The organism is Agrobacterium sp. SORGH_AS_0745, from assembly GCF_030818995.1.
Classification (GTDB): Bacteria; Pseudomonadota; Alphaproteobacteria; order Rhizobiales; family Rhizobiaceae; genus Agrobacterium; species Agrobacterium tumefaciens.
This window is the reverse complement of the sequence record NZ_JAUTBI010000001.1, coordinates 1188531-1201589: the sequence shown is the minus strand read 5'-3', so window position 1 is coordinate 1201589 and position 13059 is coordinate 1188531. Positions and strand designations below refer to the sequence as shown.

The 13059-nt window shown below is 57.3% G+C and carries 21 protein-coding genes and 1 tRNA gene; 9 read left to right on the top strand and 13 right to left on the bottom strand.

Annotation, left to right across the window (positions count from 1 at the left end; genetic code table 11):
• Positions 1 to 67: 67 nt before the first annotated feature.
• The 5 genes from QE432_RS05460 to QE432_RS05440 all read right to left on the bottom strand — a co-directional run bounded on the left by QE432_RS05460 (position 68) and on the right by QE432_RS05440 (position 4232).
• Entirely contained in the window at positions 68 to 1018 is a 951-nt protein-coding gene (locus QE432_RS05460) for a terminase large subunit domain-containing protein (RefSeq protein ID WP_306623560.1), read from the bottom strand.
• On the bottom strand, positions 1005 to 1493 hold the full coding sequence (locus tag QE432_RS05455; protein WP_306623558.1) for a hypothetical protein: 489 nt from the start codon (positions 1491 to 1493) through the stop codon (positions 1005 to 1007). The genes QE432_RS05460 and QE432_RS05455 overlap by 14 nt, the downstream gene beginning before the upstream one ends.
• Before the next feature lie 325 nt (positions 1494 to 1818).
• Positions 1819 to 2181: an HNH endonuclease gene (locus tag QE432_RS05450; RefSeq protein WP_306623556.1), complete on the bottom strand. Its 363-nt coding sequence runs from the start codon at positions 2179 to 2181 to the stop codon at positions 1819 to 1821.
• A 166-nt stretch (positions 2182 to 2347) separates the two neighbouring features.
• Positions 2348 to 3001 carry a transcription termination/antitermination protein NusG gene (nusG, locus tag QE432_RS05445; RefSeq protein ID WP_306623554.1) on the bottom strand — a complete coding sequence of 218 codons (654 nt, stop codon included), beginning with the start codon at positions 2999 to 3001 and terminating at the stop codon, positions 2348 to 2350.
• Positions 2988 to 4232: a helix-turn-helix domain-containing protein gene (locus QE432_RS05440; RefSeq protein ID WP_306623552.1), complete on the bottom strand. Its 1245-nt coding sequence runs from the start codon at positions 4230 to 4232 to the stop codon at positions 2988 to 2990. Before QE432_RS05440 ends, nusG begins: the two co-directional genes overlap by 14 nt.
• Before the next feature lie 338 nt (positions 4233 to 4570).
• Here QE432_RS05440 and QE432_RS05435 point away from each other — a divergent pair, with 338 nt between their 5' ends.
• On the top strand, positions 4571 to 5800 hold the full coding sequence (locus QE432_RS05435) for a hypothetical protein (protein WP_306623550.1): 1230 nt from the start codon (positions 4571 to 4573) through the stop codon (positions 5798 to 5800).
• Positions 5801 to 5802: 2 nt separating this feature from the next.
• Here QE432_RS05435 and QE432_RS05430 read toward each other — a convergent pair whose 3' ends face one another.
• The 7 genes from QE432_RS05430 to QE432_RS05400 form a co-directional block, all read right to left on the bottom strand.
• Positions 5803 to 7323, bottom strand: a complete 1521-nt coding sequence (locus tag QE432_RS05430) for an MT-A70 family methyltransferase (RefSeq protein ID WP_306623548.1) — start codon at positions 7321 to 7323, stop codon at positions 5803 to 5805.
• Complete coding sequence (locus tag QE432_RS05425) at positions 7320 to 7658, bottom strand: DUF2312 domain-containing protein (RefSeq protein WP_373465097.1); 339 nt, start codon at positions 7656 to 7658, stop codon at positions 7320 to 7322. Before QE432_RS05425 ends, QE432_RS05430 begins: the two co-directional genes overlap by 4 nt.
• Entirely contained in the window at positions 7658 to 7894 is a 237-nt protein-coding gene (locus tag QE432_RS05420; protein ID WP_306623546.1) for a hypothetical protein, read from the bottom strand. Before QE432_RS05420 ends, QE432_RS05425 begins: the two co-directional genes overlap by 1 nt.
• Entirely contained in the window at positions 7891 to 8046 is a 156-nt protein-coding gene (locus QE432_RS05415; RefSeq protein ID WP_306623544.1) for a hypothetical protein, read from the bottom strand. The genes QE432_RS05420 and QE432_RS05415 overlap by 4 nt, the downstream gene beginning before the upstream one ends.
• An 8-nt stretch (positions 8047 to 8054) precedes the next feature.
• Entirely contained in the window at positions 8055 to 8531 is a 477-nt protein-coding gene (locus tag QE432_RS05410; protein WP_306623542.1) for a phage regulatory CII family protein, read from the bottom strand.
• A gap of 324 nt (positions 8532 to 8855) precedes the next feature.
• Positions 8856 to 8931: transfer RNA gene (locus tag QE432_RS05405), tRNA-Met, on the bottom strand.
• A 17-nt stretch (positions 8932 to 8948) separates the two neighbouring features.
• On the bottom strand, positions 8949 to 9170 hold the full coding sequence (locus QE432_RS05400; protein WP_112494382.1) for a transcriptional regulator: 222 nt from the start codon (positions 9168 to 9170) through the stop codon (positions 8949 to 8951).
• A gap of 85 nt (positions 9171 to 9255) precedes the next feature.
• On the opposite strand from QE432_RS05400, the gene QE432_RS05395 reads away from it, so the two are divergent.
• The gene (locus tag QE432_RS05395) at positions 9256 to 9951 is read left to right on the top strand and encodes an XRE family transcriptional regulator (protein ID WP_306623942.1); all 696 of its coding nucleotides are present in this window, start codon (positions 9256 to 9258) and stop codon (positions 9949 to 9951) included.
• Here QE432_RS05395 and QE432_RS05390 read toward each other — a convergent pair.
• Entirely contained in the window at positions 9920 to 10210 is a 291-nt protein-coding gene (locus QE432_RS05390) for a hypothetical protein (RefSeq protein ID WP_306623540.1), read from the bottom strand. The genes QE432_RS05395 and QE432_RS05390 overlap by 32 nt on opposite strands.
• A gap of 231 nt (positions 10211 to 10441) precedes the next feature.
• Between QE432_RS05390 and QE432_RS05385 the strand changes: the two genes are divergently transcribed.
• From QE432_RS05385 to QE432_RS05355, 7 genes are all read left to right on the top strand, one after another.
• Positions 10442 to 10624: a hypothetical protein gene (locus QE432_RS05385; protein ID WP_045019072.1), complete on the top strand. Its 183-nt coding sequence runs from the start codon at positions 10442 to 10444 to the stop codon at positions 10622 to 10624.
• 59 nt (positions 10625 to 10683) lie between these two features.
• Complete coding sequence (locus QE432_RS05380) at positions 10684 to 10947, top strand: hypothetical protein (RefSeq protein ID WP_112494384.1); 264 nt, start codon at positions 10684 to 10686, stop codon at positions 10945 to 10947.
• A gap of 58 nt (positions 10948 to 11005) precedes the next feature.
• Entirely contained in the window at positions 11006 to 11206 is a 201-nt protein-coding gene (locus QE432_RS05375) for a hypothetical protein (protein WP_162692406.1), read from the top strand.
• The gene (locus QE432_RS05370; RefSeq protein ID WP_306623538.1) at positions 11203 to 11364 is read left to right on the top strand and encodes a hypothetical protein; all 162 of its coding nucleotides are present in this window, start codon (positions 11203 to 11205) and stop codon (positions 11362 to 11364) included. Before QE432_RS05375 ends, QE432_RS05370 begins: the two co-directional genes overlap by 4 nt.
• On the top strand, positions 11361 to 11711 hold the full coding sequence (locus QE432_RS05365) for a hypothetical protein (protein ID WP_306623535.1): 351 nt from the start codon (positions 11361 to 11363) through the stop codon (positions 11709 to 11711). Before QE432_RS05370 ends, QE432_RS05365 begins: the two co-directional genes overlap by 4 nt.
• 98 nt (positions 11712 to 11809) lie before the next feature.
• The gene (locus QE432_RS05360) at positions 11810 to 12100 is read left to right on the top strand and encodes a hypothetical protein (RefSeq protein WP_306623533.1); all 291 of its coding nucleotides are present in this window, start codon (positions 11810 to 11812) and stop codon (positions 12098 to 12100) included.
• Positions 12093 to 13058, top strand: coding sequence for a DUF5131 family protein (locus tag QE432_RS05355; RefSeq protein ID WP_306623531.1), 966 nt, complete (start codon positions 12093 to 12095; stop codon positions 13056 to 13058). The genes QE432_RS05360 and QE432_RS05355 overlap by 8 nt, the downstream gene beginning before the upstream one ends.
• The last annotated feature ends 1 nt before the right edge of the window (position 13059 follow it).

Below are 13059 nucleotides of genomic sequence, written 5' to 3'. Positions count from 1 at the left end.
CCAATGCAGCGCACCTGACCAACCATCGCCGCCTAAGCCGACACCGATCTCAATATTGAGGTGCTGACTACGCCCAGATTTGCTCTGCTTCTTTGGTGACCTTGCCGTTATTCTCGTAGTCTTCGACAAGGGCCTGCGGATCAATCGAGCGCCCCATGTTCGGAAGGATCAAACCCCAGTTTTTTGGGTTTTTCCAATACTCTTGGTCAAGTTGTTTTTCGACCGGATACTCATAGAGCACCGGTAGCATGATCGGAGAACGACCACCTTTTCCATCTCGGATCTTGCGGGCCTTATCCAGCTCGGTGCGCCAGATCCCAGCTGGCGGCTCATCAGACTGCGTGGTAATCATCAGCAGTCTGCCACGTTGCTTGGTAATTCCGCCTCCCCTGATCTGCTGCATGACAGCTGCAGCTTTTGCTTTCTTCCCGAGTTCGTGCACCTCGTCGATGATGGTCATAATCGGGATTTCGCCCGTTACGATCGATGTGTCGAATGTCTTCACATCCAGAGACGTACCCGTCTTGTAACGAGTTATCGTCTTTGTGTGATCTTGAACTTTGAATATCTCCTGAAGCTTCGGATCAAGGCGGATCATCCCTTGCGCCTGGTCGAAACAGCGTTCCGAGATATTCTGGCTCGGGCCTACTAACAGCATCTGCCGGTTTGGAGCCTCAATAATATAAAGTGCTGTCAGCGCCAGACCAGCAACATATGTGGTCTTCGAGTTTTTCTTTGGCACCATGCAGAGCAACTCCCACACGGTAGGGAGCAGCGTCTCCGGATCCTCGCTAGCCAGAAAAACGGCCAGCATGTCCCTAAACCATTCGCCACAAGCTTCGGATAACGGTGGGTTGCCGGGCACGTCTGGGAGCTTCAGACGATTGAAGAAAGCGATTGCCTTCCCGGCCTTGATTTTGTCGTACGGGACATCTGCCATTGGCGTTTGTCCAGCAAGCAACCTCTCCCACCAATCGGGGCAGGCAAATCTTGGTAAATCTTCCTCAATGTCGAGCATTCTGTGAAGCTTCCTGCTCCAGCTCCGCCATCAAGTCCGCGTCAGCATCCCGCGCACGTATTTCGTCGAGCTGTTTTTTACCGAGCCGCTCAGATGACGGCTGCTTTTCGTCTTTCTTCGGAGTAGAACCGAGCTCCCGCTCAACCTCCATACGGTCGTTTCGCTCCAAGAGGCGGCCAAACTCTTTGAACGCTCCGACGTTGCCGCCTTCCGCAAGCTCCCAAGCCAGCTCAAAGCGACGGGCATCAAGTTGATCACGAGCGGCGTCACGAGCCTTAAGCTCCTGAAAATAATTCTTCCGCAAAGTCGGCAAAGAGATCGCAAGAGCATTAGCAATCCGAGGATTTGCCCAACCGAGAGCAACCAACATCTTGACTCTATTGCGATTTTTTGTGGTCACTTCGTGCGGTGGTCGACCGGCCCCTTTTCGGGTGTCAACAATCGGGTTGCCGAAGAGGTCAATTTCTTGATCCACGAGAAAAAAATCTCCGAATGAGTGGGGCGCGGGTGCGGAGGGAGGCGACCTTCCAGACTTTCGACCGCCCCCCCTATCGAACTGAAGGTGCCGCTTGCTTCCTCCGCCCACGTTGATCCCGTGTCCCTAGTCGCTCTCGCAAGGTTGACCGCGCTTCCCGCGCTTCCGGCGTGTCCCTGCCACCCAACGCAAGCGGTCAGCAGGCCTAAGTGTGCCTTGCCCAAGGGCTGCTCAATCCTGCCATGGCGATGGCGACCGTTGACTGTTAGGTTCAAACCATCGGTCATTCACAGGCATCTGCCCAGAGCGAGGCGGGCTGGTAATCCTAGAAGCGGCGTTGCGACCGCTCCTCACGTTGCTTCAATGTGTCATGGCATGGCTTGCACAGCGTCTGAAGGTTCTGCGCATCGAAGAACAAATCTTCGTCACCCTTGTGAGGCGTTACATGGTCGCAGATGAGTTTCGATGTGTTGCCTTCGATCTTGCCGCAGCCAGCCATCTGGCAGGTGAAATGATCTCGGGTGAATGTCTGGATACGCAGCCGCTTCCATCGCACCAACTGATACCACTTGCGCCAAGGCTCTGCCGTCTGCCGATGCTTGTTGCGATCCTGCTCATCACCAGGTGCGGGACCCAGCCGAGGAGGCAACGTGCCGAGCGTCGGCTTGAGTGTCGTAAGTCTGGCCATACCTACAATGCAAAAAGGCGACCGTCTGGCCGCCTTGTGGTTCGTCGTCGCATAGCTGTAGCACTGACCCTGAATCGATGTCTCACTGGGGAGACTGTCAGGACTGGGTGCGGGCGTGAAACGTAATCGCCACTAAGAACCGCATCGACCGTGGGCAGATTTGTACTCACACTTTCTCAAGCATTGCAAGCGGCATGTTGAACACGGTCGGCTTTCCAAAGATGACGATGGTCACGACTGCGTCGCCGTATCCATCCTCGCCAAAAGCCTCAACCGCCACCTCGAACCCAATGAATGGACCGCTGGTGATCCTGACCTTGTCGCCCTTCCTGATCGCATCCGAGCGGCGCACGTAATCATATGCTCCGTCTTCGGCCAATTCCTTGAACTGATTGATGGTTTCGACGCTGATCTTAACCGCTTTCTCATCACTCATTACGATGTTCTTGACGCCGTCGAATGACAGAATGCCACGCAGGGCGTGGTTGTCTGGAAGGCAATAGACGAACACAATTCCGTTGAAGACTGGCAGTCTGGACGCTGGCAGTCGCCTTCCATGGCGCTTCCTTTCAGGCCCCAATCGCATGATGACGCACGCCTCGATACCGACTTCAATCATGGCGTTTTCAACAGCCTTTTCGCGTCCGTACTCGACGCGCGCTATCACCCAAGCCGAATCAGAGACACCATGCGCCCTCTCTTTCGACGCCGAGAACCGCTCCTCGGCGACCCTCGCCGCCTCCTGGGCGATGCGATCAAGCTTCGCAAAACCCTTCGGGGAGACGTAACCGCAAATGTCTTTGAACCTATGCTGCATCATCGTTCCGTCCCTCGTTCAGTCTGTCTTTGAAGTTTTCGATTGCGACGAACACGGCCTCGTCGAGGTCGGTGACATCAGCAGGCAACGGTGGGAACTGGGAAAATTCCAACACCTCAGGAGCAACCGGCCATGGCCAGCAACGCTCCGCATAGGCGCGCTTCCACGCATCCCATACCTCGCCGCCAACTGCTACCTTCTCGAAATCCTTGCTGATCTCTACGATCCGGTTCACGACAGTGAAGCGCCGACGCTCGATGAGCTGCACAGCCTCTGGCCAACCCTGCTTTTCCTTCTTGTCACGCCAAATCAGGTCGTGCTTTTCAGGGTTCGCATCGACGATATGCTGCTCCAACGGAGTGAGCGACAATGCCCGAACAGGCTGTAGCAGCTTGGACATCAGCATGGCGCGACCAGCTCGCGAGAACACGGTGAAGGTTTCCGAGCTTTCTGCCTGCGGAGATATCGGCTTCGGCTGCGAAAGCTTCGTCCAGCGCTGTTCCTTCAGGTATCTCGCTGCCGAGCAAAGATGCTTGCGACCAATCGAGAGCGCGGCAGCCTGGTACGCCTCGGAATGCTCCAGCGCCAAGGCGCGCTCATCAGGCAAAAGCGCGGCCCATTCCCGTCGAGCTTCCGGCTCGCTGTCGCTGATCGCTGTTTTCCAGCCGATAAAGAACCGTTTGAACGCAGCCTCCACGGCTTTCGGATTTTCTTCCTCAATCCTTCCAACCGCGCCGGCAGGCGTCTCTCTCTCTTTTCGTTCAACAGGAGGCGTTAAAGGAGAGGCGTTAATAGGTGCCGGTCCAGAACAGGCAGGGGGTGCCGACTCTGGGCAGGCAGGGGGTGCCGATATACCGGCAGGGGGTGCCTCGTTTGCGAACCCGGAAGTAGGATCAAATTCCTTTTCATCTTCCTCATCCCATGCGTCAAACGCAGAGCTTGCGACGGCAGAATCGTAGATCACGCGATACCAATGGGCACTGTCGCGTCCATTCGGGCTGACGACTTCACGCCGTTCGACCGCGCCGATTTCCACCAGCCGCGTGATTGCCGATTGTACTGTTGAGCGAGAGCAGTTGAGCGCCTGCGCAAGCTTCACCTGGCTTCGCCTGCACCATCCGTGACGCGTATTGGCGTTGCGACCGAGCATGCACAGCACTTGGAGGTCTTTCCCCTTCAGGCGCGGATCTGCGATGATCCAGCCGGGAATGATTGATAGTCTTGGCTCGTTCATCTGCCCCTTCCCTGTGATAGTGCGCAGCCGGAAGCCCCAGCGCGCTGCGTTCCATACGCCCACGAGCCGCGCCCACTTCGATGCGCATTGATTTTTCGCCGTCCGAGCCCCGGGCCCATCAGTTCTATTTCGAGATAGCCGAGGCCACCTCGAACCGGGGAAGTAAGCAGCCGTACAATTCGCTTCTGCTCGGTCCTCGCCTTCCCAAACCGCTCCACAGGATGAGAAAGGGAGCTCACTATCGCCGTCGCAGACGCAAGCTCAGCGCAGGGTTGCGTAAGTAGCTTCTCTACAACAATCGCCTGCCGGGAGGCGAATTTAAAAGCTAGCGGTGACCTATGAACTACAGCCAGTACTTGTTTATCAGTAAGCTTTTTAAATTTAGCAAAGGAGAAACTAAGGAAGTTATTGACGAGTGCATCGCGTCGCACCAGCGGCTGATCGATATAGCAAACGAAATGTTTTCCGAGAACACCCTTTTCATTCAAGAACTCCGATCCGCGGCGGAGAGGGCCATCGATTCGCAGCGAAATCCGCAGCGGATAAATAAACACTTCTACGGAAGAGCCCTGGCTACAGAGGAATTGGACAAGCTTTCGTCTATGGAGCAATATCAGTTCAACAGCTATGTCTCCCCTATACTTGCCGGATATCGCCATATATTCAGCGATTTCTCTGTTTCCGTGAATATGAGGGTGTTTGATGAGGTCATCAGCCTGATAAGCTGGGAGACGATGAGCGCTGGCCCGGAATCCATACACTCCATAATTCAGCCAAAACTCGAGATTTTTGAAAGCGACGCAGTTAAGCGCGCGCGGGAGTTGGCGGATATAGTGTTGGAGCACCGGAAACTGTTTGACGACCAACAGCTCCTGCATGCTCAAGCGTCTGAGGCCACAGCAAAGGCGCAAGTGGAACTTACAGCAGCCGGCCACATTTTCGAGCAAAAGGCTACGGAACTCGAAGATCGCAGCCAAGAGATCGATGCAAACATACGGCAGTTGCGGGCTGACCTTGACGCGCAAGTAGCGAGATTTGGTACGGAGGCGGCGCGAAAGCTCTGGGGAGAACGCGAAAAACAAAGCCGTTTCGCGCTGATTGCATCGTCGGTCGCTATTTTCCTTATGATCGCTGCTCCAATCGTGTTGGCGATTTGCATGACCCCTCAGGTTCTCCACTACCTCGCGCAGATCGTCGCGGCCTCTTCCTTGCCAGCGCTTGATGCGAGTGGGCATCCGCTTCCAACGCCCAGCGACGCTCAAGTTACAATTGCTGCAATCGGAAGGCTCGTGATCGTGACCGTGCCAATCTTCCTTTACATCTGGGCGATCCGCCTGGTCGTCAGGTTTAATTCGCGCTCTCTGATGCTGCTGGATGACGCACGATTGCGGCTCACAATGCTCGATACCTTCTTCCATCTGATTGAGAAGGAAGGTGCAGTAAAAGAAGATCGAGCACTGGTGCTGAATGCTTTGTTTAGGCCCGCTCCTGGGCACGGCGACAACGTGGAACCGCCGAATTTTACGGAACTCGTAACTAAGGCTATCGGGCAAAGTTCGGGTAAGTGAGTTCATAGATCGTCACCGCCTTCCGGTGCGCCTGCCTGATTTCCCCAAAACTCCCACGTTCCATTCAAGCGCACGTCGCCGTTCGCGAGGCTTTCACGGCGCTGGAACATTTCGAGTTTGGGCAATGATGGGTAGAGACGATCAATCTGTTCCGCAAACCAGACCGGCTTGCGACTGTGCTGCGTTTTCTTCTCGGCGTAGAGGCTGGGAGGTTGCGTACCCATTTCCGGCGCAAGCGAGATCTTGCCGCGCTTGCCAATCAGTAGCAGTTCGGCACGATCGCGGACCCACCGGCCCATGCCGATATCGATCTTGTCCCAGACGATAGCGGAAACGAACTCAAAGCCCCATGCCCGCATTACGGCAATCCCGTCGTCGAGCCGGTTCATTGGGACCCAGAAGAAAAGAACAGCATCAGGCGTGAATGGAGATTTATCCCCGGCGCACAAAGCCATAATTTCTTCCAGTGGCATCGAGGGATACATTAGCCCCTTGTCTTGCCCGGTTTCGTCGGACCACGCCTCCTGTTGCCATGGCGCATCGGCGTACCCGACAGGGAAAGCAGCGCGCGGCAACTCACCCGCCGAAACGCGCCCCTTGGATGCAATGGCGCTAACCAGCTCGTTGCGCACAGTCCGATTGATCTTCATCGTTTCCGTGCGGATCTGCTTTGCTTCATCCTGCACCCGCCGACGCTCACGCAGCGCCCCGTCGATCCAGACGATTTGTTCCTCCGGGGAAAGCCGCTTCAAGCGGTCCAAAGTCGCGCCGGTATTCAGCGGTGTGCCGGACAGCATACGCAACGCGCGCTCGCATACCTTCTCGCCGCGCTCCGCGTCGCGCTGGATTGACCGCTCCGATTGGCCGGTCGCCTCCGCCGTCGCCACTGTGAAACGCTTTGCTTCACTGGATTTCAGTTCGCCAACTTGGCGATCTGATCGACGGTCACCACCGTTTGCCGTCTCTGGATGCTTCAGCAGATAGATTTCCTTGCGCCGAAACACGAACAGCGCTCGATCGGCTGGCGTCAGGTCGCTGCGGATCAGATTTTCGTCGATTTCCCAAAGCTCGCGGTCAAGAGCGTCACCCTGATAGTGAACGCAAGGCACTGTCTCTTTGCCTAGGCGACGCATGGCCTCAAGCCGGTGTTCGCCGGCGGATAGCTCGACGGTTTCGTCAGATTCCAGCCCATAGACGGAAACCGGATTGCGCAGACCATGCTCCGGTATCGACGCCATCAGCGCCGCAACTTTGTCTTCGTCGAGCGTGCGCAGGCGCTTTCCCACGATGATGGACGAGATCTTACGCTCTATTCCGGCAGTCGCCTTTAGCGCCACGCCCGCCTCATCATATGCGGCAGTTGTCGGATAGAAGCGCCCGGACACCTTTGGATCTCGCGCCAAGTATCCCGCCATATGCAGGATTGTTGCGGATTTTCGTTCGGCTTCGCTGGCAACATCAAACTTGCCGCTGCTGCACGCCTCCGTAAGAATCGCCTGCTTTCTTTCTCCTTGAATCGTCATCGCAGCCCCTCATCCATGCCGAGGGCCACGAGATAGACGTCCAGAATCGAAAGCTCCTCGGCAAGCTTTTGCGGATCCTTCTTGCGAATGCGGAGGATGGTGCGGATCGCCTTGTTGTCGAAACCCATGGCTTTCGCTTCGGCCATCACCGCCTTTTCGTCATCCGTAATGACTTCTTTTTCTTCAGCCAGGCGCTCCATGCGCTCGATGAACGATCGCAGATGCGACGCCGCGACCGGCTCGCTTTCAAGCTTGTCGCCCGGACGATCGCCTGCGCGCTTCGGCTCCTCTGATGTGCGCCCGTGGATTGCGTAGGGATCAAACTCATCCGCCATCAGTGCGCCCTCATCAAGCGGTCGAGATACGCCTGCCCCATGCCGGTCAGCCGAAGGTCGTATCCGCTCGCGCCGATCTGGACGTAACCGGCCTTCTTCAATTCCAGCGCAAGGCTGCGCGCCTTGAACGATGCCGGTATAATCAGATTGCCGCCCGCCGCACGGACCTCGCGAAGCTGCGCCCTTGCAGCGTCGGAAATCGGCGTGAGGTTCAGTGCGCTTTCACTGGTTTTCAATGTCCTGCCTCCTCGACAATGCGGCAAACCTCGATCTCGTCGAGGCCAAGCTCCGCAGCGATTTCATGGGTGGATTTTCCAACATGCCAAAGGTCGAGAACCCGCGCGGTGCGGGCCTCTCTGACGAGTTTGGAGCGGCTGGTTTCGGCCATGCAGAGCGTCATCGGTCCGGCCTCTGCGGCGCGTTGACCATCAGATCTTTCAGTTCACGGATCAGCTCGTGCACTTCCTTTGTGATGCGCTTCGTGACGGCGGCAGTGCCAAGCGTTCCGGTCTGTTTGGCTTCCTGGACAACCTTGATCACATCGGCGAACTCCGACATCAGGTCCATCATGTCGGACTCATCAATTGGCCGCGCTTCGGGCTGGCGCTCGTCATCAACGACAAGTTTGAAACCGAGTTTGCGCGCCATGGCGCCGACGATGACGGGGCTTTTCGCGCGGCGGTCGGCCTCGACGGCAACATCGATCGGGATCAGGGCTTCGCCGTTTTCCTCGTTGAAGCTGGCATACTTGGAAAGCGTCGAGACGTTGACGCGTGTCAGCAGCGGGAAATCAGTCACGCCACCGCCGAGCTTGTAGCTGGCCTCTGTTGCACCCTTCAGGCTGCGGATTTCTTCTTCGGAAATTGTGCGCACGAAAACACCCCTGAAAACGCGTCAAGGAAAGAAAATCGGAAAAGGATTCGGTGAAGCCCGCGCGGGCGCGGCCTATTCGTTGTCCATCAGATCAACCACAGCCCCGCCACATCAGCGGCGGCGCGAACAGGAGATAAAACGATGACGACAACGAAAGAAAAAAGCCGCCGGAGCCGGGAGGAGAGGCGTCACGGCGGGTGCGCAAAAGGGAGAGGACAAACCCCTGCGCAACACGAAAGACGTTCCGGACGGAAGGGTCCGCAGGCGTGCAAAGCCTCTTCCGTCCGGTTTCCCGCTCGTCGCCTGGCCGTTGAACGGCGGGATTGGTTGCAGCGGCAGGATTTGAACCTGCGACATCGTGGGTATGAACCACGCGGGATGACCGCTTCCCTACGCTGCGGAAAAACTGGAGCGCCATCATTCTGCGGCCTCCACATCAGGAGGCCCGAACACGTCAGGCCTTTGAACATGTCTCGAAACCCCGAACGCCTTCTCAAGCCGGAGAACATATTCAGCAGGAATCGCTTTCCACTGCGCCACGGCCTGAGGTGTTACGCCTACAATCCGGGACACAGCACTGGCGCCACCAGCGTGCTGCTTGACAGCTTCCAATCCGAGTGAGTTGGGGTTCTGTTCCATGGGCGAGATTAAAAGCACAGCTTTAAATTCTATGCAAGCGATACTTAAATGGACGCGAGATGAAAGTTTGCCTTTCATCCCAAGCATGGAACAAGAAGCACTTCCCAAAAAAATTGGCCGAGCCATTCAGACTGCACGTAAGCAGAGGGGCCTCGTCATGCGCCAACTCGCCGCCGCTGCGAAAGTTTCAACTGGCGCAGTTGGCAACTGGGAGCGAGGCGCAAACGTACTCTCGATGGAGAACCTACAGGCGATCGCTGCCTACCTGAAAATAGATCCGCTTGCGCTGTCGAAGGGAGAACTACGCTACCTCGACAGCGTAGATGATCTGGGAGATGCTGAAATTATCAGCGACGCCGGTCCGGCGCCTCAAGGACCGATGGATGTTGAGGTCCTTGGCGTCGCCGTCGGCGGTGACGATGGCGACTTCACGCTCAATGGCGAGGTATCAGGTTACGTCCGGCGCCCGCCTGGTATCGCGAACTTGAGAAAAGTTTTTGCTCTGCACATACTTAGCGACAGCATGGTGCCCAGGTATGATCCCGGCGAACTCATCTATTGCGGCGGGAGAGACGCCGTGCCCGGCGACCATGTAGTGATTGAATTATTCCCAACTGATGGCGAGCCTGCCGGAAAAGCTTACGTTAAAAAGCTGAAAAGCCGGACCAAAAGCATCATTACCTGTGAGCAATACAATCCCCCGAAAGACCTTGAATTTGATCGTTACGCGATCAAAAACATGTGGCGCATCATCCCGCTACGCGAACTTCTTGGCTTCTGAGCCTCCAGGCAGCAGCACGCTCACGATCTAGATCAAAAGAGAACGCGGCCTGCACCACGATGTTTTTGCCCTGAGCCCCAGCATCCACACAACTTGAGCAAGACAACCTCTCTCCGATTCTGGAGAGGGGCGTCGATGCATCGATGCCGCGAAAGCGATACAGCTCCTCCGGCTTCCGCCAACGCATACGGCCGCAATCGGCGCATTCAATCGACAGCGAAACCACCTGCATCAGCGTCGGCTCAACCACCCTGCTCATCCCTGCTTTCTCCTGTTTGTTCTTCTTACGTTCTTATATTTGATTCTTTTAATTCGCTTGTCGAATCATTTTTGGCGCAATGGCATTTTAAAGTATCGCTTGCATTTGCTTTAAAGCCGTGCTTAACATCCGCCCATCCGAGCAAACCACATGGCTTGGAAAAGACCGGACGGCACCCTTATCCCCGCCTCGATGCCGTCCGGTCGCCCCCTTCAACGGATGGAGACCGACATGAACGTCAGTGCGATGAACGACAATGAGAAGATCGAAGCCATGGCCGCCGCAATGCGCAGGTTTGGCGAGGGCTGCACTCGTGAGCAGCTGAACCTCTATTTCCCGAACGCCGATATCGACCGCCTGCACGAACAGGCGCGCATGAAGGCGAACGACGAAGCGCTCATGGAAGCCGCCTGACGCATCCGTTCCGGTTTCCGCCTCTACGGAGGCGGTTTCCCGAATGGATGGAGACAGATATGGCAAAACCCTCACCAGCGCAGCGCCGAAAGGCAACTTGCGGACCCGCATTCAGGCAATCGTACATTGATGACGGCTGGAGAGCTGGCGCCGCTCACATCATTTCCGCCTTCGGTCGGCTGAAGGCAGCTTCGGAGATCCGCAAGGGTTACGTCGCCGGTCGAATGGCTGCGAACGACGCGCTGCGCCTTTCCTATCTCACTCTTCTCCACGCTCGTAAGGATCTGCGTATCGGACGACGGATGACGCCATTGCCAGCCTGACGATCCGCTTTGGTTTTCGCCTCTGAGGAGGCGGTTTCCAGAACGGATGGAGGCAAAGATGACCCAGATATCCCCCGCTTACCCCTTGGCCTGCAAGAACCTCGGCACCTTTCACAAGGTCGAGCCACTCCCATATTGCCGCATGATCGTCGTCAGCATGACAGCTGTCGCCTTTCTGGCGCTGTTCATGGCCGTATCGATCTGTGGTGCCCGCGTCGTCGAGGTGGAACGTAAGCTCCAGCAGGACGCGCGCATATGATCCGCCTCGTCCTTTTCCGAATCCGTATGGAAGAAGCGGCGGACGCGATGCGCGACGACATGGTCGAGCTTTTCAAGATCGACGTAATCGTCATCACCCTGAACGCGTTTCGCGCGCCGCAGATTGATCTGCGCGAGCAGGAAGGGATCTGGCAATGAGCGCCGAGATCTTCACCCTGCCCGTTCGCAAGCCGCCCGTGCGTCTCGTCTTTTCCGCCGGCGGTCCGCGCAAAACGGAAAGCGACGTGTTCGTCGAGCGCCAGCTCGCTGACGCAAACTCGCATCTGATCGGCGCGCAGTCCGACATTGCCCACGCCTTCAAGGTCATGACCAACGGCAGGACACTGCCGGAACACGACGCGACGATGATGGGCGACACGCTGGAATCAGTCCTGCGCGCCGCCGTTCCCCTTCTCAATCTTTCCGGAGCCAGCAACCGCGACCGCGATCTTTCGCGCGCCATTCGTCAATGGCTTCAGGTCAACGGGAGCCTAAACCATGACTAAATCCGCCCTCGTGCACGAAGCGCGCATCCTTCAGACGTTTGTCGGCCTCACCTTTGCCGTCACAATGGTGATGGGCATGCTGGCCGGAGTGCTCTGACATGCGCCAGAACAACAAGCTTGGCGCCGCAAAGCTTCCATCTGCCGTTATGCTCATTCGCTGCGCGCAGATGGGCATGGGCCGCACCCAGATCGCCGACCATTACGGCGCCAGCATCAAGCGCGTCACCACGCGGCTGCGAGAGTTGGGCGTCGTCGCTCCGCTTTACGGCAAGACCTGGCGCGAGGCGCGGTTCAGATTTGACACCGTCGTTGTGCGCCGTTTCAGCAGCAGCATCACCCTGCCCTGCCCTGCGATCTACGCCGCCGCGCTGGAGAATCCCCATGGCTGACACGACGGCAATATCGTGGACGGACTACACCTGGTCGCCTTGGACCGGTTGCGCCCGGATCAGCCCCGCCTGCGACGGCTGCTACGCGGCGCAGCTGATGGACACCCGCATGCATCGCGCCGAGTGGGGCGCACCGGGATCCGGTGAAGGCACCCGCAGCCTGATGTCCGAGGACTACTGGAAAAAGCCGCTCGCGTGGAACCGCAAGGCAGCCAAAGCGAACGCTGCCCGTCCGCCTTTCGTGTTCCCGTCTCTCTGCGATCCGTTTGATAATGCCGTGCCGGCGGAATGGCGCGAGCGCTTTTTCCAGCTGATTGACGACACGCCTTTTCTCATCTGGCTTTTGCTGACGAAGCGCATCGGCAACATCGAGAAGATGACGAGCGGAAAGACCCTGCCGCGCAACATCGCAATCGGCGGCACGTTCTGTAATCAGATCGAATGGAGTCGCGACTGGCTGAAGCTGCAGCGCGCGAAGGAAGCAACTGGCGCGATCTTCTCATTCGGCAGCTACGAACCGCTGCTCGGCGCAATCAGGTTCGACGGCACCACATTGCCGGACTGGCTGATTACCGGCGGCGAGACTGACCAGGGCGCGCACAAGGCACGACCCACGCATCCGGAATGGTTTCGCATGATCCGCGATGCCGCAGCAGCCGCCGAAAAGCATTTCCACCATAAGCAGAACGGCGAATGGGCAACTGGCTTCTTTGAAGATCTCGGAGACGTGGCCGTGTTCAAGCCAGACGAACCGGGCGTGAAAGTGCCTGCGCTCGCGAAGGCAGACACACACTGGTTTGACGAGCGCGAATGGCCGGACGGTTGCGGCGCTGTCCGCGTCGGCAAACGCAAATCCGGCCGCACGCTCGATGGTGTCGAGCACAATGCAATCCCTGAAATTGAAGTTGCGACAGTCAGCGTTCGGCAGAGCCGCGCGCCGTCTGCGCTTGCCCCCTAAC